The sequence below is a fragment of the Allostigmatella hybrida genome, from assembly GCF_020103775.1.
GTDB lineage: Bacteria > Myxococcota > Myxococcia > Myxococcales > Myxococcaceae > Hyalangium > Hyalangium aurantiaca.
On the sequence record NZ_JAHXBH010000002.1, the window covers coordinates 25,536 to 46,888 of the forward strand.

The 21,353-nt window shown below is 69.6% G+C and carries 19 protein-coding genes; 5 read left to right on the forward strand and 14 right to left on the reverse strand.

The genetic code is table 11. The annotated features are described in order from the left end of the window. Positions 1 to 113 precede the first annotated feature (113 nt). A complete protein-coding gene (locus KY661_RS05490) occupies positions 114 to 2,876 on the forward strand; it encodes an AbfB domain-containing protein (protein ID WP_225409212.1) in 2,763 nt (920 codons plus the stop codon). Between the two features lie 159 nt (positions 2,877 to 3,035). Further along, on the forward strand, positions 3,036 to 4,373 hold the full coding sequence (locus tag KY661_RS05495; RefSeq protein WP_225409481.1) for an MFS transporter: 1,338 nt from the start codon (positions 3,036 to 3,038) through the stop codon (positions 4,371 to 4,373). A gap of 6 nt (positions 4,374 to 4,379) precedes the next feature. Here the strand turns inward: KY661_RS05495 and KY661_RS05500 are convergent, their stop codons facing one another. The 11 genes from KY661_RS05500 to KY661_RS05550 all read right to left on the reverse strand — a co-directional run bounded on the left by KY661_RS05500 (position 4,380) and on the right by KY661_RS05550 (position 15,093). After that, complete coding sequence (locus KY661_RS05500) at positions 4,380 to 5,681, reverse strand: MFS transporter (protein WP_225409213.1); 1,302 nt, start codon at positions 5,679 to 5,681, stop codon at positions 4,380 to 4,382. A gap of 177 nt (positions 5,682 to 5,858) precedes the next feature. Next, on the reverse strand, positions 5,859 to 6,599 hold the full coding sequence (locus KY661_RS05505; RefSeq protein WP_225409214.1) for an alpha/beta fold hydrolase: 741 nt from the start codon (positions 6,597 to 6,599) through the stop codon (positions 5,859 to 5,861). 90 nt (positions 6,600 to 6,689) lie between these two features. Then, positions 6,690 to 7,958: a histidine--tRNA ligase gene (hisS, locus tag KY661_RS05510; protein WP_225409482.1), complete on the reverse strand. Its 1,269-nt coding sequence runs from the start codon at positions 7,956 to 7,958 to the stop codon at positions 6,690 to 6,692. A gap of 26 nt (positions 7,959 to 7,984) precedes the next feature. After that, the gene (gene asd, locus KY661_RS05515; RefSeq protein ID WP_075005530.1) at positions 7,985 to 8,827 is read right to left on the reverse strand and encodes an archaetidylserine decarboxylase; all 843 of its coding nucleotides are present in this window, start codon (positions 8,825 to 8,827) and stop codon (positions 7,985 to 7,987) included. A 51-nt stretch (positions 8,828 to 8,878) separates the two neighbouring features. Continuing rightward, entirely contained in the window at positions 8,879 to 9,547 is a 669-nt protein-coding gene (locus KY661_RS05520; RefSeq protein ID WP_317987218.1) for a hypothetical protein, read from the reverse strand. A 68-nt stretch (positions 9,548 to 9,615) separates the two neighbouring features. Beyond that, positions 9,616 to 10,347, reverse strand: coding sequence for a metallophosphoesterase family protein (locus tag KY661_RS05525; RefSeq protein ID WP_075005532.1), 732 nt, complete (start codon positions 10,345 to 10,347; stop codon positions 9,616 to 9,618). A 33-nt stretch (positions 10,348 to 10,380) separates the two neighbouring features. Further along, positions 10,381 to 10,722 carry a TIGR02266 family protein gene (locus tag KY661_RS05530; RefSeq protein WP_225409216.1) on the reverse strand — a complete coding sequence of 114 codons (342 nt, stop codon included), beginning with the start codon at positions 10,720 to 10,722 and terminating at the stop codon, positions 10,381 to 10,383. A gap of 137 nt (positions 10,723 to 10,859) precedes the next feature. Then, positions 10,860 to 11,780, reverse strand: coding sequence for a PfkB family carbohydrate kinase (locus KY661_RS05535; protein ID WP_225409217.1), 921 nt, complete (start codon positions 11,778 to 11,780; stop codon positions 10,860 to 10,862). Positions 11,781 to 11,889: 109 nt separating this feature from the next. Further along, positions 11,890 to 13,413, reverse strand: coding sequence for an MlaD family protein (locus KY661_RS05540; RefSeq protein ID WP_075005534.1), 1,524 nt, complete (start codon positions 13,411 to 13,413; stop codon positions 11,890 to 11,892). 79 nt (positions 13,414 to 13,492) lie between these two features. After that, positions 13,493 to 14,233: an ABC transporter ATP-binding protein gene (locus KY661_RS05545; protein WP_225409483.1), complete on the reverse strand. Its 741-nt coding sequence runs from the start codon at positions 14,231 to 14,233 to the stop codon at positions 13,493 to 13,495. Between the two features lie 41 nt (positions 14,234 to 14,274). Then, the gene (locus KY661_RS05550; protein ID WP_225409218.1) at positions 14,275 to 15,093 is read right to left on the reverse strand and encodes an MlaE family ABC transporter permease; all 819 of its coding nucleotides are present in this window, start codon (positions 15,091 to 15,093) and stop codon (positions 14,275 to 14,277) included. Between the two features lie 144 nt (positions 15,094 to 15,237). Between KY661_RS05550 and KY661_RS05555 the strand changes: the two genes are divergently transcribed. From KY661_RS05555 to KY661_RS05565, 3 genes are read left to right on the forward strand one after another with little or no spacing between them, the layout of a single operon-like run. Beyond that, positions 15,238 to 15,828, forward strand: coding sequence for a hypothetical protein (locus KY661_RS05555; RefSeq protein WP_225409219.1), 591 nt, complete (start codon positions 15,238 to 15,240; stop codon positions 15,826 to 15,828). Between the two features lie 47 nt (positions 15,829 to 15,875). Continuing rightward, positions 15,876 to 17,264, forward strand: a complete 1,389-nt coding sequence (locus tag KY661_RS05560) for a hypothetical protein (RefSeq protein ID WP_225409220.1) — start codon at positions 15,876 to 15,878, stop codon at positions 17,262 to 17,264. Between the two features lie 14 nt (positions 17,265 to 17,278). Next, a complete protein-coding gene (locus KY661_RS05565; protein ID WP_225409484.1) occupies positions 17,279 to 17,929 on the forward strand; it encodes a hypothetical protein in 651 nt (216 codons plus the stop codon). Here the strand turns inward: KY661_RS05565 and KY661_RS05570 are convergent. The 3 genes from KY661_RS05570 to KY661_RS05580 are packed head-to-tail and all read right to left on the reverse strand — an operon-like array spanning position 17,926 to position 21,331. Continuing rightward, positions 17,926 to 18,639, reverse strand: coding sequence for an RluA family pseudouridine synthase (locus tag KY661_RS05570; RefSeq protein WP_225409221.1), 714 nt, complete (start codon positions 18,637 to 18,639; stop codon positions 17,926 to 17,928). The genes KY661_RS05565 and KY661_RS05570 overlap by 4 nt on opposite strands. Further along, positions 18,636 to 20,003: a M16 family metallopeptidase gene (locus KY661_RS05575; protein ID WP_225409222.1), complete on the reverse strand. Its 1,368-nt coding sequence runs from the start codon at positions 20,001 to 20,003 to the stop codon at positions 18,636 to 18,638. The genes KY661_RS05570 and KY661_RS05575 overlap by 4 nt, the downstream gene beginning before the upstream one ends. 17 nt (positions 20,004 to 20,020) lie before the next feature. Then, positions 20,021 to 21,331 (reverse strand): M16 family metallopeptidase, encoded by a 1,311-nt coding sequence (locus KY661_RS05580; RefSeq protein WP_225409223.1) that lies wholly within the window; start codon positions 21,329 to 21,331, stop codon positions 20,021 to 20,023. Positions 21,332 to 21,353: the final 22 nt, after the last annotated feature.

The following is a 21,353-nucleotide window of genomic DNA, read 5'->3' on the forward strand; positions in this document are numbered from 1 at the left end:
CGCCTGTCGCCAGCGGAGCACTCGCCCCATGGCGCAGCGCAGCAACTCAAGAAAACTAGGACTAACAGTATCACCTGGTGAATGCTCCGTGGCCGCATTCCCTAGGAGAACCCATGCACGCATCCCCCCCTTCCTCCCGGCGCGGCCGCAAGGCGCTGCTGCTGCTTCCCCTGCTGTGGGGGCTCATCCCGCCCGCGAGCGCGGAGGCCGCCTGGATCCGCAAGACGCCGCCGCTGTCCACGCCGTGGACGGCCCAGGTGTCCCCCACCAACGCCCTGCCCGAGTACCCGCGCCCGCAGCTGGTGCGCACCGACTGGCAGAACCTCAACGGCGAGTGGCAGTTCGCCAACGCCAGCGCGGGCCAGGCGCCCCCGTTCAACCAGACGCTCCCGGAGAGCGTGCTGGTGCCCTTCCCCATCGAGTCAGCGCTCTCGGGCATCCAGCGCCACCAGGACCGCATGTGGTACCGCCGCACCTTCACCATCCCTGCGGGCTGGAGCGGCCGGCGCGTGCAGCTGCACTTCGGCGCGGTGGACTGGGAGGCCACCGTCTACGTCAACGGCCAGAACGTCGGCTCCCACAAGGGCGGGTTCGACGCGTTCAGCTTCGACATCACCGACCGGCTCAAGGCGGGCGCCGCCAACGAGCTGATCGTCGGCGTGTATGATCCGACCAGCGCGGGCGAGCAGCCCGTGGGCAAGCAGCGCCTGAACCCGGGCGGCATCTGGTACACGCCCGCCTCGGGCATCTGGCAGACGGTGTGGCTGGAGCCGACCCCCGCGGCGCGCGTCACGCGCCTGGACATGACGCCGGACGTGGCCGGCCAGGCCCTCAAAATCACCGTGCAGGGCGCGGGCATCAGCGGCCACACGGTGGAGCTGACCGCGTTCGACGGCACCACCCAGGTGGGCCGCATCACCGGCAACGTGGGCACCGAGCTGCGCCTGCCCGTGCCCAACCCCAAGCTCTGGTCACCCGAGAGCCCCTTCCTCTATGACTTGCGCGTGGCGCTCAAGAGCGGCACCACCACCGTGGACCAGGCCACCAGCTACTTCGGCATGCGCTCGGTGGGCCTGAAGCTCGTGGGCGGCGCGCTGCGGCCGGTGCTCAACGGCCAGTTCGTCTTCCAGATGGGCACGCTGGACCAGGGCTACTGGCCGGACGGCATCTTCACCGCGCCCACGGACGAGGCGCTGAAGTTCGACATCCAGAAGCACAAGGACCTCGGCTACAACCTGCTGCGCAAGCACATCAAGGTGGAGCCGCAGCGCTGGTTCTACTGGGCCGACAAGCTGGGCATCCTCGTGTGGCAGGACATGCCCTCCATGGAGCGGACGCCCTCGGCGGCGGGCAAGGCCCAGTTCGAGTCCGAGATGCGCGAGATGATCGACGAGCACCGCAGCGCCACCTCCGTCATCATGTGGGTGGTGCAGAACGAGGGCTGGGGCCAGTACGACCAGGCCCGGCTCGCCACCCTCGTGAAGGGGTGGGATCCCTCGCGGCTCGTGGATAACATGAGCGGCATCAACTGCTGCGGTGCGGTGGACGGCGGCAACGGGGACGTGGCCGACTGGCACACGTACGTGGGGCCCTCCTCGCCGGTGCCCTCGGCCTCGCGCGCCGCGGTGCTGGGCGAGTTCGGCGGCCTGGGCCTGCGGGTGGCCAGCCACGAGTGGAGCCCCGGCAACGGCTTCGGCTACGAGATGATGAGCGACGCCACGGCGCTGACCCACCGCTACGTGGGGCTCATGCAGCGCAGCCAGCAGCTCATGGTCAACCCCGGCCTGAGCGCGGCGGTGTACACGGAAATCACCGACGTGGAGAACGAGATCAACGGCATGCTGACCTATGACCGGGTCATCATGAAGCCGAACGTGGCCCAGGTGCGCGCGGCCCACGACAGCCTCATCGCCGCCTCCCGGCAGCTCAACAGCCAGGGCCCCTTGCCCCTCAACCAGTTCCGCTCCTTCCAGGTGGTGACGCCGGGCTTCACCGACCGGTACCTGCGCCACCTCGATTCGCTGGGCTTCACCGCGGCCATCACCGGCGCCACCGACGGGCTGACCAAGAAGGACGCGACCTTCAAGATCGTCCGGGGCCTGGCGGATGCGGCGTGCTACTCGTTCGAGTCGCGCAACTACCCCGGCAGCTACCTGCGCCACTTCAACTCCCGCACCCGCCGGGACGCGAACGACGGCTCGTCCACCTTCGCCCAGGACGCCACCTTCTGCGGCCGCAACGCGCTGGACGGCTCGGGCAACATCTCCCTGGAGTCCAAGAACAAGCCCGGCGCCTACCTGCGCCACCGCGCCGCGGAGGTGTGGGTGGAGGCGTTCACGGACACCCCCGGCTTCCGGCAGGACGCCACGTGGGCCCTGGCCGCGCCGTGGTGGAAGAGCGGCGTGGACCTGGCGGTGAACACGTACCACTCGCTCCAGGTGACGAACGCGGGCCTCACCAACCGCTACCTGCGCCACTCCGCGGACCTGGCCTACACCGAGGTGGTGGACGGCGGCAGCAGCGCGACGCTCAAGCAGGACGCCACGTTCCGGACGGTGCCCGGCCTGGCGGACACGAGCTGCTACTCGTTCGAGTCCCGGAACTTCCCCGGCCACTACCTGCGCCACGCCAGCGACCGCCTGCGCAAGAACGCCCGGGATGGCTCGGCGCTGTTCGACCAGGACGCCACCTTCTGCGCGCAGCCGGGACTGGGCGGCACCGGCGTCTCGCTGGAGGCCGTCAACTACCCGGGCCGCTACCTGCGCCACTTCACCTCCGAGGTGTGGATCGCGGACGGCAGCGGCGGCGGCTGGAACGGCAACTCCTCCTTCAACACGGATGTTAGCTGGAATGTAGTCGCCCCCTGGGCGCCGTAGCCCCCGGGACACCCCGCGTGACAGCTGTCCCGGGGCGGGAGCATAAGGGCCTGCGTGACCGAGGCCCCTGCTGACTCCCGCCCCGACCCCGCCGCGCCCCCCGGTCCCTCGGGGCGCGGCCCCCAGCTGGCATCCATCGCCGTGGCCAGCGCGCTGTTCATGGAGTTCATCGACTCCACGGCCCTGTCCACCGCCCTGCCCACGCTCTCCACCGCGTTCCACACGGATCCGGTGCACCTGAAGCTGGCCCTCACGTCCTACATCCTGGCGCTGGCCGTGATGGCCCCCGCGAGCGGCTGGGCCGCCGACAAGTACGGGCCCCGGCGCGTGTTCATGCTCGCCATGAGCGTCTTCCTGGTGGGCTCGGTGCTCTGTGGCTTCGCCCAGTCGCTCGCCCAGCTCGTCGTCTTCCGCACCCTCCAGGGCCTGGGCGGCGCGATGATGACGCCGGTGGGACGGCTCATCGTCGTGGGCTCCGCGCCCCGCGAGCGGCTCGTCTCGGCGATGAGCTGGTTCACCATGCCCGCGCTCGTGGGGCCCCTGGTGGGCCCGCCCCTGGCGGGCTTCATCCTGGGCGTGGCCAGCTGGCCGTGGATCTTCTTCATCAACGTGCCGGTGGGGCTGCTGGGCATGGCGGCGGTGCTGCGCTTCGTGCCGCCCCTGCACCCGCCCGACCCGGGCCCCTTCGATGGCAAGGGCTTTGCCCTCACGGCCGTGGCCATCACCTCGTGGATCGGTCTGGCGGAGACGGCGGGCATGGACCTCATCCCGGTGGCCGCGCAGGTGGGGCTGGGCCTCACCGCACTGGGGGCCACGGGGCTCTACCTGCGGCACTGGCGGAGGACGGAGCGGCCCGTGATGAACCTGGGCCTGGTGCGCTTCCTCACCTTCCGGGCCAGCCTCTTGGGCGGCACCGTGCTGCGGCTGGGGCTGGGCGCGACGCCCTTCCTGCTCCCGCTGCTGTTCCAGGTGGCGCTGGGGTGGACCCCCTTCGAGGCGGGCCTGGTGACCATCGGCACCACCGTGGGGGCCCTGGCGTGCAAGCCCGTGGCGCCGGGGATGATCCGCCGGTTCGGCTTCCGGCGGGTGCTCATCGTCTCCAACCTCGCCACCGCGGTGCTGACGGCGGCCCCCGCGTTCTTCCGGCACTCGACGCCGGTGCCCCTCATCATCGGCCTGCTGGCGGTGGCCGGCTTCACCCGGTCCATGCAGTTCACGGCGACCAACACCGTGGCGTACGCGGAGCTGCCCCCGGGGGCCATCAGCAACGCCTCCACCCTGTCCGTGGTGGCCCAGCAGGTGGGCCTGAGCCTGGGCATCAGCTTCGGCGGCCTGATGCTGCACGTGGCCCGGGGGAGCACCGAGGGGCCGCTGACGCCGGAGCGCTTCCTCCTGCCCTTCCTCGCCGTGGGGCTGGTGTCGGCGCTGGCGGGCCCCATCTACCGGCGCCTGCCGGCCGACGCGGGCGCCAGCATCAGTGGCCGCAAGAGGGCCTGAGGGGCCTCACCCCGGGGAGCGCATCCCCGAGAGGCGCGAGCGGCCCGCCGTGAGCAGGTAGACGGCCACCGCAAGCCCCACACAACACACCCCCGCCACGTAGTGTACGGGGGCCAGGGGCGTGTCCTTCACGAGCAGCGTCACCACCAGCGGCGTCAGGCCCCCGAACACGGCATAGGCCACGTTGTAGGAGAACGAGAGCCCGGAGAAGCGCACCGCGGCGGGAAAGGCGCGCACCATCACCGTGGGCACCACGCCCACCACGCCCACGCAGAAGCCCGTCACCGCGTACAGCCCGGCCAGGTGCTCCGGCGCCCGAGCCACCCCCAGGTAGAGCAGGTACGAGGCGCCCATGAGGAGCAGACAGCCCAGCCCCAGCATCCACCCCGCCCCGAACCGGTCCGTGGCGAGGCCGAAGCAGATGCACCCCAGCGTGAGGCTCAGGGTGGCCAGGCTGTTGGCCTCCAGGGTGCGGGCGGCGGGGATGGCGTAGAGCTTCTGCATCAGCGTGGGCGTCATCAGGATCATCACCACGATGGCGGCGGTGAGCACCCAGGAGACGAGCATCGACACGGCCACCGCGGCGCCATGGCCGCGCAGCACGGCCTTGAGGGGCAGCTCCTGCACCAGGGCCTTGCGCTGGCGCATCTCCTCGAACACCGGCGTCTCGGCCAGCCAGCGCCGCAGGAACACGGAGAAGAAGCCGAAGAGGCCGCCCACCAGGAAGGGCCACCGCCACCCGATGGCCAGCACCTCCTCGGGGCTGTACACGGTGTTGATCGCCGTGGCCACCAGCGAGCCCAGGAGGATGCCGAACGTGAGGCCGGAGGTGAGCGTGCCGCACGCGAAGCCAATGCGCCGGTCCGGCACGTGCTCGGCGACGAACACCCACGCGCCGGGCACCTCGCCGCCCACCGCGGCGCCCTGGAGCATGCGCAGCACCAGCAGCACCAGCGGCGCCGCATACCCGGCCGTGGCGTAGGTGGGCATCAGGCCGATGAGCAGCGTGGGCAGCGCCATGAGGAAGACGCTCAGCGAGAACATGCGCTTGCGGCCCGTGCGGTCCCCGAAGTGCGCCATCACGATGCCGCCCAGGGGGCGCGCCAGGTAGCCGGCCGCGAACAACCCGAAGGCCTGGAGCTGCCGCAGCCAGTCCGGGGTGCTGGGGGGAAAGAACAGCTGGCCAATCACCGAGGTGAAGAACACGAAGATGATGAAGTCGTAGAACTCCAGCGCGCCGCCCAGCGCCGCCAGGGCGAGGGTCCGGGCATCCTGACGGGTGAGGGGGCGCGAGGGGGCTGTCTGCATGGGGGCATCTGAACGTCAACCCGGCAGCGGGGCAAGGTTCTCGCGGCCCCGGGGCCCCGTCCCGGCCCGGAGGGGCCCAACGGGCCATCCAGAACCTGGCTCTTGCCGCATGGACTGTCCCCCCCGCCTCACCAAACAAGACACCCCTCCGCTGTCGAGAGGCTGAACGGCGATGTGTCAGCCAGTCCGCTGCTCGTGGTGGCTCTCGGAGGCCAAGGGGCCCTGGGCCCGCTTCCGGTGCTCCCCCGGATCAATGAACTGTTCCATCGCCTCGTTCACCAGCGCCGGAGCACTCAAGTGCGGCAGGTGGCCGCGCGCATCGATGCGCGTCAGCTGCGCGTTCGGGATGTGCTGGGCCATGTAGCGCCCCACCTCGTCCGCCACGGCGATGTCCTGGCCGGATTGGAGGATGAGGGTGGGTGTCTTCAGCAACGGAAGCGACGCCCGGCAGTCGGACTCGAAGATGACGCGCGCGGTGGACAGCGCGATGTCCGGGCGCATGGAGGACAGGATCCGGGCAAACTCGTTGGACAGCTCGGGCATGTCCGGGGTGTTCATCGCCAGCGGCGCGAACCCCATGGCCCAGCTGTAGAAGTTCGCCGACATGGCGGCATAGAGCGCATCGAGCTGCGGCTGCTCGAAGCCGCCCACGTAGTCCCCGTCGTTCAGGTACCGGTCCGCGATGGCGGCCAGCAGGCCCGCCATACCGCTGACGGAGTGGCCCACCAGGATGCCATCCCTCACATCCAGCCCTTCGCAGATCTCCAGCAGATCCTCCGCGTAGCGGCGGATGTTGCTGTAGCGGCCGGCGCTGTAGGCATTGAAGTCGGACCGGCCGCAGCCCACATGGTCCAACAAGATGATCTGGTACCGGTCCCGGAACGCCGCCACCTGGTGGCGCCAGGTTTCCCCCCCCAACAGCAGACAGTCGAGCCTACGCCCTGGAGCGTATGACAGGTGGCCGCCGGAAAGGAACCGCGCAATCCCTCTCCGGGGCCGGGGAAACTGTCAGCCCTGGGAAGGCGGGGCGGCCCGCACCGTCTGGGCAATGTCCGTCAGGGCGACGGCGAGGGGCTCGCCGCCCGCCATGGGCTTGAGCTGAGCCCGGCCCGACTGGCGCTCCGCCTCGCCCAGCACCAGGGCGAACCGGGCACGCGTCTTGTCCGCGCGCTTCATCTGGCTCTTGAGGCTGCCGCCGCGCGTGTCGAACTCCACCTTCAGCCCCTCGCGGCGCAGGAGGCTTACCAGGGTGAAGGCCTCGTCCTGCGAGCCCTCGTCCGCCACGGCGATGAACAGGTCCGGAGGCGCGCTGAAGCGCTGGCCGCCCTCGCGCAAGAGCAGCGTGAGCCGGTCCAGCCCCAGGGCGAAGCCCACCGCGGGCACGTCCGGCCCGCCCAGGGCCTTGAGCAGCTTGTCATACCGCCCGCCCCCGCCCACCGTGCTGGCGGTGCCCAGCGCCGGGTGCGAGGCGATGAACTCGAAGGCCGTGCGCGTGTAGTAGTCCAGCCCACGCACCAGCTGCGGGTTGATGACGTAGCGCACCTTCAGCGCGTCCAGCTTGCGGCGCACGTCCGCGAAGTGCGCCTTGCAGGGCTCGCACAGGAACTGGAGGATGTCCGGCGCCCCGCGCGCCACGGCCTGGCACTTGTCGTTCTTGCAGTCGAGCACCCGCATGGGGTTGTGCTCCAGCCGCCGCTGGCAGTCGCCGCACAGCTCCTCGCGGTGCGCCATCAGGTGCTCCACCAGCTTCTTCTGATAGGCGGGCCGGCACGCCTCGTCCCCCAGGGAGTTGAGGTTGAGCGAGATGTCCTTGAGCCCCAGCACCTCCAGGAGCTGCACCACCATGTCCATCAGCTCGACGTCCTGCGCCGCCTCGCGCGAGCCGTACGCCTCGGCGCCGATCTGGAAGAACTGGCGGTAGCGGCCCGTCTTCATCCGCTCGTAGCGGAACATGGGGCCCGTGTAGTACCAGCGCGTCACCGGCTCCTGGTTGGACACCGAGTGCTCGATGTAGGCGCGCGCCGCGGGGGCCGTGCCCTCGGGGCGCAGGGACAGGCTGCGCTGGGCCTTGTCCTCGAAGGTGTACATCTCCTTGCCGACGATGTCCGTCTCCTCGCCCACGCTGCGCACGAAGAGCGCGGTGTCCTCCACCATGGGCGTGCGGATCTCCCCGTACCCGAAGCGGGTGAACACCTCGTGCACCGAGCGCTCCACGAACTGCCACGTCTCGATGGGCGCCATCTCCCCGGCCAGCTCGCCGGGCAGAAGATCATTCATCCCCTTCACACCGCTGAGCTTCTGACTCACACGATCTCCCCGATGCGCTTGCCCAGACGGACCACCGTCTCGGGCTGAAGGCTGTCGTCCCACTTCACCCGCTTGGGCTCGAACAGCAGGATGACGGTGGAGCCCATCTCGAAGCGGCCCAGCTCCCCGCCCTTCTCCACCGGCAGGGCGGCGCCATAGCGGTGCACCTTGCCCGGCTTGCCGGTGTGCGTGAGCACCTCGTCATAGGCGGCCTTGATGCGCGACACGCACGTGGCGCCCACCTTCACCACCGCGCACTTGCCGGCCACGGTGTCCAGGTAGGTGACGAGCCGCTCGTTCACGCAGAACAGCGACTGCTTGTTCTTCACCGACGCGGGGTTGACCGGCCAGAACTCGCCCGGGATGTACGCGTAGCCGGTGATGGTGCCGCCCAGCGGCGCGTGGATGCGGTGGTAGTCCCGGGGCGACAGGTAGAGCGTCGTCCAGGCCCCGCCATGGAACGGCGCGGCGGCCGCCTTGTCCCCGAGCAGCTCGTCCACCGTGTACTCGATGCCCTTGGCCTGCAGGCACCGCCCGTGGTCCGAGTAACCCACCTGGGACACGCGCGCGTCCACCGGGGAGACCACCACCTTCTCCCCGCTGTCCACCGGCCGCAGGCCCGGCTTGAGCCCCCGGGTGAAGAACTCCGCGAAGGTGGAGTAGCGCTCGAACGAGTGCTCCGCCTCCTCCATGTCCACGTTGTACGCCTTGGCGAAGGCCTTCATCGCCGCCCGGTGCACCGGCGCGGGCGCGGGCAGGCGCGTGGCCAGCCCCACCGCCGCGGAGAGGGCGGACTTGGGCAACAGGTGCATCAACTTCATGAAGTGCTGTTCATTCATGGGAATGCGGGTGTCTCGTAAGGGTGGCCGTCCAGAAGGACGGGCGGGGGGTTACTGGCCCGCGTCGGGCGCGGCCGGCCCGCCGTCAGGCCCCGTGGGAACAAGGCGCATCAAGCTCTTGGCTAACACCGAGAGCACCCGGCCGTCTTCGACGAGCACCAGTTGATTGGCGAACCGGGGGTATGCCTGCCTGCACGAGAACCGGTCCGCCAGCTCCCAGGACTCGCGCATCCCGCGGCCGGTGACGCTGATGGTCTCGCCCCGCCGGAAGCAGCCCTGGTAGCCAGACCCCAGCGCCGAGGCCGGGGAGCCCTCCACGGGGCCTTGCTGGGGCCCTGCGTCCGGGGTGCCCGCATCCACGGGGGCCGGGGCGGCGGGGGGCGGCGGCGCCGGCGTGTCCTCCCGGGGAGAGGACGGGAAGTCATCGAACTGGCGCGCCGAGGCGACGGCGGCCTCCGTGTCCTCCTGGGAGGACTCCATGCGCTTGCGCCCGTCGCGGATGCGCTGGAGCAGCTCGCGCGCCGACTGCGCATCCAGGCTCTCGGACGGCACGCCCTCAAGCTGAGCCTCGATTTCCGTCATCTGCGGATCGAGGTAGGCCCGGTCGAGCTGCTGCGCGTAGAGCTTGCTGAAGCGCTGGTGGGCCTGCTCGTACTCCGCCGAGGGCTTCGCGGCTTCGCGGCACGCCACGGGCGACAGCACGAGCAACAGGGTGGACACAAGGCCCCTCAGGGGCCGGTTCAGGGGCGTCAGGCTGGGGGTCCGCACGGGGGCGGTTATATGCCAGTTTAGACGCCCAGGAAGAGCCGCTTGCCGAAGTTCAGCGCGAGATCCGCATCGAAGATCTTCTGCGCCGCCGTCTCGATGTCGTACTCCACGCGCAGGTACTCCACCGTGCGCGCGTCCGTGTCGCAGATGACGAAGCAGGCCCGGTTGTCGTAGTCCCGCGGCTGCCCCACGCTGCCCACCGAGATGATGTACTTGTAGCCCCGCCGGATGCCGAACTTCTGGGCCACCACGTCATTCACCTCGCCGTTGCCGATGGCGAACGCCTTGCACAGGTGGCTGTGGCCGATGAAGGTGACTTCCGGCAGCTCCGACACGAACGGCGTCAGCTCCCGCGCCTGCTCCAGCGCGAAGATGTACTCGTACGCCTTGGGCTCCACGGGCGAGCCATGGCTGAAGCCCACCTCGCCAATCCGGTAGGTGTACGGCAGGCTCCGCAGCCAGGTGTGGTTGTCCTCGCGCAGCACGTTGGCGGACCAGTCCAGGGCGTGCCGGGCCGCGTCGTAGTAGTACGAGTAGTCCATGCGGCCGGCCACCGCCGCGTCATGGTTGCCCAGCAGCGTCACCTCGGTGACCGAGCGCACCAGCTCGCAGCACTCGTTGGGCGAGGCGCCATAGCCGACGATGTCCCCCAGCGACACGAGCCGGTCCACCTTGTGATGGTCCGCGGTCCGCAGCACCTCCGTGAGCGCCTCGATGTTGGAGTGAATGTCGGAGATGACCGCGATCCGCATGCAAGCCTCGATGGAGGGCAACGTCCGGGCGGCTCACGCCCCGGTGCTGGCCGCCATGTCGTGGGAGATGATCCGCCTGAGCTGCTCTCGCGCTGCGTCATCCAGCGCGTCAAACTGCAGTCCCATGCCCGGAGGCCGGGACTGACCATTCTGACGGGCCCAGACGACCTTCGCCATCGCCTGGAACTCCGCCCCATCCTTCTCTCCGCTTCCTAACCGGACCGCGGCCCGCGCGCCCGTCTGCAGCGGGGTGCTGGTGCGCATGAACAGCCCGCCCTCGCTCACGTTGCCCACCCGTGAGTAGAGCGTGACGTCCTCCGCCCTGCACCAGCATCGCATCCGGGAGGTGACCCGGGCGTACTTTCGGTTCTCCATCTCCCCACACTCCTCCACGGTAGACCCCCCAGTGCGCTCAGTCTCTTCCAAGAGCCTGGAAAATAACAGCAGGAACGCACAGTAAAGCCCACCTCCTCCCCGGTCAAGCCAGTGAATTCGCGCTTTCCCCGGGTACCCTAGGCTTTCAGGGGGAACTCGTCGAAGTGGGTCAGGCGCTTGAACTCATTGAAGCGGGCATAAAGTTCAGGCGTCTGCAGGTCCCTCAGCCGGTCCAGGCTGAAGCGCTCGACGTTGAAGGAGGCCATGACGCTGCCCATGACCATGGCGCGGCACAGCACGTCCCGGTCGAGCGTTCCAGCGGTGGCCACCATGCCCATGAAGCCGCCGGCGAAGGTGTCCCCCGCCCCGGTCGGGTCGAACACGTCCTCCAGGGGGAAGGCCGGGCAGGCGAACATGTGCCCCTTCTCGAAAAGCAGCGCGCCGTACTCGCCGCGCTTGATGACGACGGTGGAGGGGCCCATGCCGAGGATGGCGCGGGCGGCCTTCACCACGTTGTGCTCGCCGGTGAGCTGGCGCGCCTCACCGTCGTTCACGAACAGCAGGTTCACGCGCTTGAGCGTCTCGAGCAGCTCCGCGCGGGTGTTCTGGATCCACAGGTTCATCGTGTCGGCGGCCACCAGCTTGGGCGCCTTCACCTGGTCGAGCACCTGGCCCTGGAGCTGGGGGTGGATGTTGCCCAGGAACACGTAGGGGGTGTTCCGGTAGGCCTCGGGCAGCTTGGGCGAGAAGCTCTGGAAGACGTTGAGCTGGGTGTCCAGCGTCTGGGCCTCGTTGAGCTGCCAGCCGTACTTGCCCTTCCAGCGGAAGGTGCGCCCCTTCTCCCGGACCAGGCCGCTCAAGTCCACGTTGCGCGAGCGCAGGAACTCCACGTGGGCTTCCGGGAAGTCCTCGCCCACCACGGCCACCAGCTGCACCGGATTGAAGAAGGAGGCCGCGGTCGAGAAGAACGTGGCCGAACCGCCAAGAACCTCCTCCTTGATACCGAAGGGGGTTTCCACTGAATCCAGCGCCACCGAACCGACGACAAGCAGAGACATGGTGCTTCCTGGGAGTGCCTGGGTTTGAAGACTCTCGGCACGGCGCTCAGGGCAAGCCCCGTGCCACGACGGGGTACGACGTTCGGGGCCCCGCGGTCAAGCCGCTTGCCTAGGGGGTAGGCACGGAGGTGATGAGCGCCTTGAGGTCGTCGTCGGTGAAGAAGAGGCCGCCGCCGAAGAAGAAGTCCCGTCCGGCGATGAGCCGGTTGGTGGCCGTGTCGCGCTGCTGGGCATTGAGGATGTCGTCCATGCCCACCGTCACGAAGAGGTGATCGAACGCCTGGGCGCGCAGGGTGGCGCGGATCCGCGGGTAGCGCAGCTCCTCGGCGGAGAAGTTGAAGGCGTCCAGCTTCAGCTCCAGCGCGTCCTTCAGGAAGTGCAGGTCCGCGCCCACGCCGCCCGTGGACTCGATGAGGCCAAAGCGCAGCGTGGTGAAGTAGTAGCGCTTGGCGAGCTGGGCGGAGATCTTGAAGGTCTCCTTGGTGATCTTCTGCGTCTGCGTGACGGGCTGGCCCGAGTCCGGCGGGTTGTTCTGCACCACGCGGACCTCCACCATGCCGCGCGGGTCGTCGATGATCTCCAGCAGGTAGTACTTGTCCGGCTTGGGGATGAGCCGCAGCGAGACGGTGTTCTTCGAGCGCCCCTGCGTCATGAGGTAGGTGGACTGCACGCCCACCTCCGTCTGCAGGCCGGTGAGGCGGCTGGCGTAGTCGGCCACGTCCTCCACCGTCTCGGTGAGCTTCTGCCCCAGCTGCCGGTCCTGGAGCAGCGTGCCCACCACGCCCTCGCCCTCGCGCACCGTGGTGGTGATGCTCTCCAGGTTGCCCAGGGTGCGGTCGAGCTTCGCGAGCGAGTCCTTGAGGCTGCCCACGCCCTCCTGGAGCCCCTCCTCGTTGGTGCCGACGATCTTCTTCACGCTGCCGAGCACCTCCCGCACATCCTTGGTGATGTACTCGATGTTGTTGACGATGCGCGTCACCTCGGCCTGGTTCTCGCGCGTCAGCCCGCGCACGTCCGCGGACACACCCTCGAAGTTGATGAGGATGGCGTTGAGCCGCTCGCCGTTGGTCTGCACCATCACGTTCACTGCGTCCGACAGCTTGACGGTGTTCTCCACGATGCGCTGGAGCGAGCCCGTGCCGCGCTCACCGCCGAGCACCTCGCGCAGCGCCCCGGTCACCTGCTGGATGTCCGCGGTGATCTGCCCCAGCGACTCGAACACGGCCTCCATGCCCTGCGAGTCGATGACGCGGCGGATCTGCCCCCCGGGCTCCAGGGCCGGCGCCTGCTCGGTGCCGGGGTTCAGGTCCAGGAGGAAGTCGCCCAGGAGCGACTCGGAGCGCTTGGTGATGACGGCATCCTGGCGCATGTCCACGCCCTTCTGGATGCGCAGGAACACCTTGGCGCGCGTGCCCTCCAGGGAGATGTTGCTGATGATGCCCACGGGGATGCCGGCGATCTGCACGCGGCTCTTGGGGCTCAGGCCCGAGGCATCCCGGAAGTAGGCCCACACGGCAACGGACTCGTCGTCGCTCAGGTTGCCCTTCTGCGAGAACAGAAAGAACGCCAGGAAGAATGCTCCGGCAGCGATGACCAGCAGTCCGACGCGGAACGGCGTGACGAGCTTCTTCACCTGAGTTGACTCCAAAAGCTTCCGGCCGCGGGGACTCTAGCCATTTGGGGCTTGCGCGCCAGCATTTCCCGTCTCCCGCCTAGTTCTTCCCGAACCAGGTTTGGAGGAACACCTTGACCGCCTCGTTCTGCGAGGTGCGCAGCTGCTCCGGCGGGCCGAACTCCACGATGACGCCCTTGGAGAGGAAGGCGATGTAGTCGGCCACGTTGAACGCCGAGGCGATGTCGTGGCTGATGACGACGCTGGTGACGCGCAGCTCGCGCTGGGCCGCGAGGATCATCTCGTCCACGTAGTCGGTGGTGATGGGATCCAACCCCGTGGTGGGCTCGTCGTAGAGGACGATCTTCGGATCCATCACGATGGCGCGCGCCAGGCCCACGCGCTTGCGCATGCCGCCGGACAGGTCCGCCGGGAACTTGGCCTCGGCCGTGCGCGGCAGGCCCATCAGGTCCAGCTTCGAGCGGACGAGCGTGCGGATCTGCTCCTCGGACAGCTGCTTGCGGTGCTCCCGGAGCGGGAAGGCGACGTTGTCGTAGACGTTCATCGAGTCGAAGAGCGCCGCGGCCTGGAACACCATGCCGAACTTGCGCCGGACGACCTCCAGGCGCTCCTCGCCCAGGGGGACGATGTCCTCCCCGTCGATGATGACCTGGCCGCTGTCGGGCTTGAGCAGGCCGATCATGTGCTTCATCAGCACCGTCTTGCCGGAGCCGGAGCCCCCGAGGATGACGCAGGTGCTGCCCTCTGGCACGGTGACGTTGATGCCGGTGAGCACCTTGTACTCGCCGAACGTCTTGTGCAGCTCGACGACCTGGATCATCGGCCGCGTGGAGGTGACGCGGGGGGGACGGGAGGCGGCGGTCATGTGCGGAGGAGCACCCCGATGATGAAATCGAGGATGAAGATGGAGAGCGCGCTGGAGACCATGGCCTCGGTGGTCGCCTGGCCCACGCCCTTGGCGCCGCCCGAGGCGTTGTAGCCCTTGTAGCAGCAGATGAGCGTGACGGTGAGGCCGAAGATGGCCCCCTTGAGCGTGCCCTCGTACAGGTCCAGGGGCTCCATCCACTGCTGGGTGCGCGAGAGGAAGGTCCCGGCCGAGGTGCCCTGGACGAAGACGGAAATCATGTAGGCCCCGCTCATGCCCGAGGTGAAGAAGAGCATGGTGAGCACCGGCCCCATGATGAGGCCCGAGAGCACGCGGGGCACCAGCAGGTACTGCACGGGGTTGACGGCCATGGTCTCCAGGGCGTCCACCTGCTCGGTGACGCGCATGGTGCCCAGCTCCGTGCACATGGAGGAGCCGGCGCGCATGGTCACCATGAGCGCGGAGAACACCGGGGCCAGCTCGCGGCTGAGGGTGAGGGCCACCGTGGGGCCCACCAGGCTCTCGGCGTCGAAGAGGGCAAAGGCGGTGGACACCTGCTGGGCGAACACCATGCCGGTGAACAGCCCGGTGAGCGCCACGATGAAGATGGAGCCCACCCCCACGAAGTCCAGCTGGGAGAAGAAGATGTGCGGGCGGAAGGGGCGCTTGAAGGTCCAGCGCAGCACCTGGAAGCCCAGGTGGGCCACGCCCCCCACATCGCTGACGACGGAAATGGTCCCCTTGCCGAAATTCTCGACGGCCTGGGTCAGGAAGTGAGGCTCCTTGGGCGCCTTGTCCGCGTTCTCGGTGGCCATGTTGGGTGGGGCCTACTCTACGTGTCCGAAGCGGGGGCACAAGGGCCGTGGTGCGTGGCGGTTGTACCTCTCGGGGCAGATCGTTATGTTGCGCGCCCCCTTTTTCATGATGCGGGCCCCAGGCCCGAAGCAGGGCTCCACACGATGGCAACTCATAAGGTCGGCGGCGAGGTCGATGCTCTTTGTACCCGCTGCAAGCTCACCCTGGCGCACACCATCCTGGCGATGGTGGGCACAAAGATCGTCCGGGTGCGCTGCAACACCTGCGGCGGAGATCACGCCTACCGCAGCGCTCCGGGCACCACGGATCGTCCCACGCCGGCGGCACGCAGCAGCTCGTCTTCCTCCGCCTCCCGGTCTTCCTCTTCCCGGGCGGAGAAAGCCGAGAAGGTCGTCATCTCCTTCGAGGAGCAACTGGCCGGCAAGGACATCGCCAACGCACCGAAGTACAGCCCCAAGGACACGTACCGGCTGGATCAGGTGATTCAGCACCCCACCTTCGGGCTGGGCCTGGTGACGGTGGTCCGCGGAGACAAGGTGGACATCGTCTTCAAGTCCGAGACGAAGACGCTGGTGCACGGCCGCGGCGGCTCGGCCGCCGAGCGCCCCGCCTTCAGCCCGCCCAGCGCCCGGAAGGCAGGCCCCTCCGACAAGCCCATCGCCCCGGGCGACGAGGACGCCGCCCCGCCTCCCGACGACGCCCCTGCCGCCGAGGCCCCTCCCTCCGAGGATTGACCTCAGGCTCCCCGGAGCAGTGAACTCTTTCGCGCCGCCCTGAAGACATGCGCCCTGTGTTCCTGCTCCTCACCCTCCTGCTCCTGCCCCCGGTGGCCGCTGCGGCGGCGCCAGAGGTGAGCTTTTCTCCTACCCGGGTGGTGCTGGGAGAGGATCGCCTCGTGGAGGTGGAGGTCCGGGTCCCCCCCGGGGCGGGGCCCGTGCACGCGGTGGCGTCCTCGGGGACGTTCGCCGAGCCGGTGGTGGCGGGCGGCCCGGCGCGGACGTTCCGGTGGACGCCCCCGGACATCCGCTACCCGCTCGCCGCCTTCCTCGCCTTCTGGGTGGACACGCCCCAGGGGCCCCCCGAGGCCACCGTCATCCGGGTTCCCCTGGTGGGGCGCACCACGCTGCCCATCACCACGGATCGCGGCGCCTTGGTGGAGATCGAGATCGCCGGCCAGCACTTCGGCCCCGTCCAGGCCGACCGCCGGGGCCGGGCCCGCATCCCCGTCGAGGTGCCTCCCGGCGAGAGGGAGGCCCGCGTGCTGGCCACCCGGGGGACGCTGCAAAAGACCCGGACCGTGCCCCTGGCGGTGCCCCCCCACCGGCCCCTCGTGGCGCTCCTGTCGCCCCAGCCCATGCCCCCCGAGGGCGGGTGGCTGGTGGTGGCGGGCGAGGACACCGGCGAGGCCTCCGCTCTGGAGCTCAAGCCCCTGGGGGCCACGGTGGAGCCCGCCACGCCCGCGGGAGCGCACCGGCTCTACCGGGTGACGCCGCTGCCGGGAGCGCCGAGCGTCTCCGTGGACATCCGGCGCCGCAGGGCCAGGGACCAGGCCCGGGCCGAAGTCCCCATCGGCCAGCCGCCCCCTCCCCCCGAGCCGCCTCCGCCCGAGCCCCTCCCGCCGCCTCCCGAACCCCCTCCCGAGCCGCCCACGCCCCCGGTCAGCCCCCGCAAGGGGGTGGCCCTGCACCTGCTGGCGGGGGGCTTCTTCGCCGGGGGCGCGAACCAGGGGCCCCTGGTGGCCCTGGGGCTCTCGTACCCCCTGCCCTTCTGGGGCCAGCGGCTCTCCCTGGAGGTGGAGGCAGGGGTGCGGCGCGCCTCGTTGAGCACGGAGGCCGGGGACCAGGGGCAGCTGCGCTCGCGGCTACTCGCGGCCCCGCTGCTGGCCTCCGCGCGCTGGACGCTGCTGGACGGTGAGGCCTTCTCCCTCGCCGGACGTGCGGGGGGGGGACTGCTGCCCTTCCAGCATGACGTCTCCAGCACCTTCCTGGAGGGCTTCGAGGAGGGAAAACTGGGCACGATGGCCTTCGTGTCCGCCCAGGCAGCGTACCGCTGGGGACACTTCAGCGTGCTCCTGGAACCCCGGTGGGAGCACGCCCCTGTGCGGACCCCCCACCTGAATGCCAAGCTGGGGGGAATCGCCGTCATGCTGGGCGTGAGGTACGAACCATGAGACTCCCTGGGTGGATGTGCTGCGTGCTTCCCCTGCTCTGGGCGTGCAGCAACTCGGACCAGGCCACCACCCTGGCCCTCACCTCCGTGAGCCCCGCCACCAAGTCGATGGGCGAGTGCATCGACGTGAAGGTGGGACTGACCGGGGTGGCGCCGCTCACGTTGGACTACGGGACGTCCTCCGCCGAAGCGGTCACGGTGAAGCAAGTCTCCATCGGACCGCAGCGCTTCGAGGCTTCGTCCCTGCAATGGGCGTCCGACGGGTTCCACCTGCCCCTCTCCGCGGACCTCCCGGAGGGCAAGCAGGATGTCCGCGCCCTGCTCTCGAATGGGCAGGAGCTGGTGCTTCCCGGGGGCTTCGAGGTCACCCCGCCGCTGCAGATCGACGGCTTCGCCATGGGTTACGTGGTGGACCATGCGCCGGGGGAGTCCTTCCCCATCTCCATCTGGGCCCAAGGCCCGGATGCCGCGCGCTTCCAGGGAAAGGTGTACCTGAGTGCCGACCGGGCCGTCCTCCAGCCCGCGGAGAGTGCCCCCTTCCAGAACGGCGAGCTCACCCAGTTCGTCACCCTCTCGGCCCCGCCCGAGACCTTCGCCATCATCCACGTCGTGGACTGCCAGGGACGCCGGACCGAGTCCAACGAGTTCGTGCTGGACTATCCCTAGCCCGGGCGGACGTCGGCCCCCGCGCCGCGCAGCAGCGTCAACGCCTGGGCCATGTCCTCGGGCAGCGGCGCCTCCACCGCCCCCGCCTCCACGCCCGGCAGCGCGGGCCACTCCAGCCTCGCGGCGTGCAGGGGGGTGCGCGACAGCACCACCGCGTCCCCCTCCCCGCCCAGCTCCCGCTGGGTGAGGGGCTCGGCCCGGCCGTACTGGTGGTCCACCAGCAGGGGGTGCCCCTGGCCCAGCAGGTGGACGCGGATCTGGTGCGTCCGGCCCGTGAGCGGCTCCGCCTCCACCAGCGAGGCCCGGGCGAACGTCTCCACGGGGCGAATGCGCGTGCGCGAGGGCTTGCCCGCTTCCTCGGGCCGCGCCTGGCGCATGCGGCCCTTGCGCGCGGGCACCAGCGCCGCATCCACCAGCCGGGGCGCCTCCACCCGGCCCTCGACGAGCGCCAGGTACCGCTTGCGCACCTGGCCCGCCTCGAAGGCCACGGACAGGGCCCGGTGCCGCTCCGCGTCCAGGGCGAACACCAGCACCCCGGAGGTGTCCCGGTCCAGCCGGTGCACCACGAAGACCTTGCGGCGAAGCTGGGCCTCCAGCGCCTCGCGCAGGGAGGACTCGCCCTCGGCCCGCCCCGGAATGACGAGCATGCCCGGGGGCTTGTCCACCACGAGCAGGCCCGCGCCCTCGTGGAGCACGCGCACTTCGCTCACGCGTACTCCGACACCGGCACCACGCTGATGGGGCCCAGCCCCTTGAGGAGCTTCTTCGCCTCGGCGGCCCGCCCCAGCACCACGATGACGGGGGGCTCGGGGAACAGGTACTTGGCGGCGGCCTCCTTCACCTGCTTGCCCGTCACCGCGTACAGCCGCTCCCGGAACTTCTCCACCCAGTCCTCGCCCAGCCCATACACCCGGATGTCGGCGATGACGGAGGCCACGGACTCGTTGGTCTCGGTGCGCAGCGGGTAGAGCCCGCCCAGGTACGTCTGCGCCGTCTTCAGCTCGCGGGGCGTAATCCCCCCGGTGCGCACCTGGGCCACCTCCGCCAGGGCCACGTCGATGATCTCCCGGGTGGAGGCCGTCTTGGTGAAGGTGGAGATGGCGAAGGCGCCGGCCGCGCGCATCGCGTCGAAGTAGCTGCCCACGCCATACGAGAGCCCCCGCTCCACGCGGATCTCGTTCACGAGCCGGGAGGTGAACCCGCCGCCCAGCGCGATGTTCATCGCCGTGGCCGCGAAGTAGTCCGGGTGGCCCAGCCGGTACCCCGGGCCGCCAATGCGCACCTGGGACTGCGTCTGATCCGGCTTGTCCACGAGGATGACCTTGCCGGCCTGGGCCATGCGCGTGACGGGAGGCACCTCCACCGGCGTGCCCTGCTCCGCGGGCTCCCAGCCCGCGAAGGCCTTCTCCGCCTCGGCGGCCACCACCTCGGGCTTCACCGCGCCCACCACCACCAGCAGCGCCGTCTGGGGGCCCACGCGCTCGCGGTGGAAGCGCACCAGGTCCTCGCGGGTGAAGGTACGCACGTGCGCGGCCTTGCCCCCCACGTCATGCCCGTAGGGGTGGTTGCCCCACAGCGCACGGTTGAAGGCCCGGGCCGCGATGGTCTCGGGATCATCCAAGTCGTTGGCGAACTGCGCCAGGGTGCGCTCCCGGGCCCGCTCCACCTCCTTCTCGGGGAAGGAGGGCTCCCGGACGATCTTCCCCAGCACGGAGAGCATCGCGGGGAAATGCTCGGCGGGGGTGGTGACGTAGAGCGACATCAAGTCCTCGCTCACGCCGCCCGAGAGGCTGGCGCCCACGAACTCGATCGCCTCGTCGAGCTCGTCCGCGCTCATGCTCTTCGTGCCCCGGCGCAGCAGGCGGACGGTGAAATCGGCGAGCCCCTCCTTGTCCTTCGGGTCGGTGATGCTGCCGGCGCGCAGCACCAGGCGCACGGAGACGAGCGGCAGCGGCCCCCGCTCGGCGGTGAGGACCTTCAAACCGCTGGAGGTGACGGTCTCGGTGACGGCGGGCAGCTTGATGGGACGGGGAGCCGGCGCCTTCTTGGCGGTGGCTTGGGAACGCAAGGCCATGGGGAATCCTTTCAAGCTCAGGCGGCGGAGGGCTCGGGCAGCAGGGTCACCACCGAGCGGCGCTCGGGGGCGAAGCACTTCGCCGCGACGGCCTTCACCTGCTCATTGGAGATGGCGGCGTAGCGCGAGGGCAGCATGAGCAGCTCCTGCCACGAGCCCAGCAGCGTCTCGTAGTGGCCGAGCGCGTGCGCCCGGCCGGTGTTGGTGGCCAGCTCCCGGAGCTGATCGGCGCGCAGGTTGTTCTTGGCCTTCTGCAGCTCGCGCTCGGTGAGCCCCTCGCGCGCCACGCGCTCCAGCTCCGCGTACAGCGCCGCCTCGGCCTTCTGGGCATCCGAGTCCGGCTTGAGCTCCAGGTAGAAGACGATGGTGCCCGGGTCGATGCGCCAGCCCCAGTCGAACATCACCGACACGGCCGCCTGCTGCTCGTAGATGAGGGACTTCACCAGCCGGCTGCCCTCGCCCTTGTTCATGGCGTACTGGATGACGTCCAGCACCAGCGTCTCCTCCTCGGAGGCGCGCGGGCCGCGGAAGCCGATCATCAGCGAGGGGGACTGGGCCGGGTGGCGCACCTGGGCGCGCCGCTCGCCCTTCTGCACGGGCTCGGCATCCAGCACGGTGGCGGGCTTGGGGCCCTTGGGGATGTCCCCGTAGTAGCGGCGCACCAGCGCCAGGGTCTTCTTCGGGTCGATGTCGCCGGCGATGTAGAGCACCGCGTTGTTCGGCGCGTAGTAGGTGCGGAAGTACTCCTCGCAGTCGGGGCGGGAGATGTTCTCGATGTCCGCCATCCACCCGATGACGGGCCAGCGGTACGGGTGCGCCTTGTAGATGAGCGTGCCCAGCTCCTCGTCGAGCATGCCGGTGATTTCGTTGTCCACGCGGACGCGGCGCTCCTCCTTCACCACCTCGCGCTCGCTGGCGAGCGAGCTGTCGGAGATGCGCAGCGAGCGCATCCGGTCCGACTCCAGGTCCAGCACCGTCTCCAGCGCGTCCGAGGAGAAGTCGTCGTAGTACACCGTCATGTCATTGGAGGTGTACGCGTTGGAACGGCCGCCGTTGGACTCCAGCGTCCGGTCGAACTGCTTGGGGCCGTACTTCTTCGCCCCGTTGAACATCATGTGCTCGAACAGGTGGCTGATGCCGGTGATGCCGGGGCGCTCGTTGCGCGAGCCGACCTGGAAGAAGGTGTAGAGGCTGACCACGGGCGTCTGCGAGTTGGGCAGCAGCCGGACCCGCAGGCCATTGGACAGCGTGGCCTCGTGAACAGTGAGCAGGGACTGCAGGGCGGCGTCCACCTTGCGGGCGGCGGGCCGGGGAGGTGCCTTGGGCATGCCCGGCACCGTATACACGCCC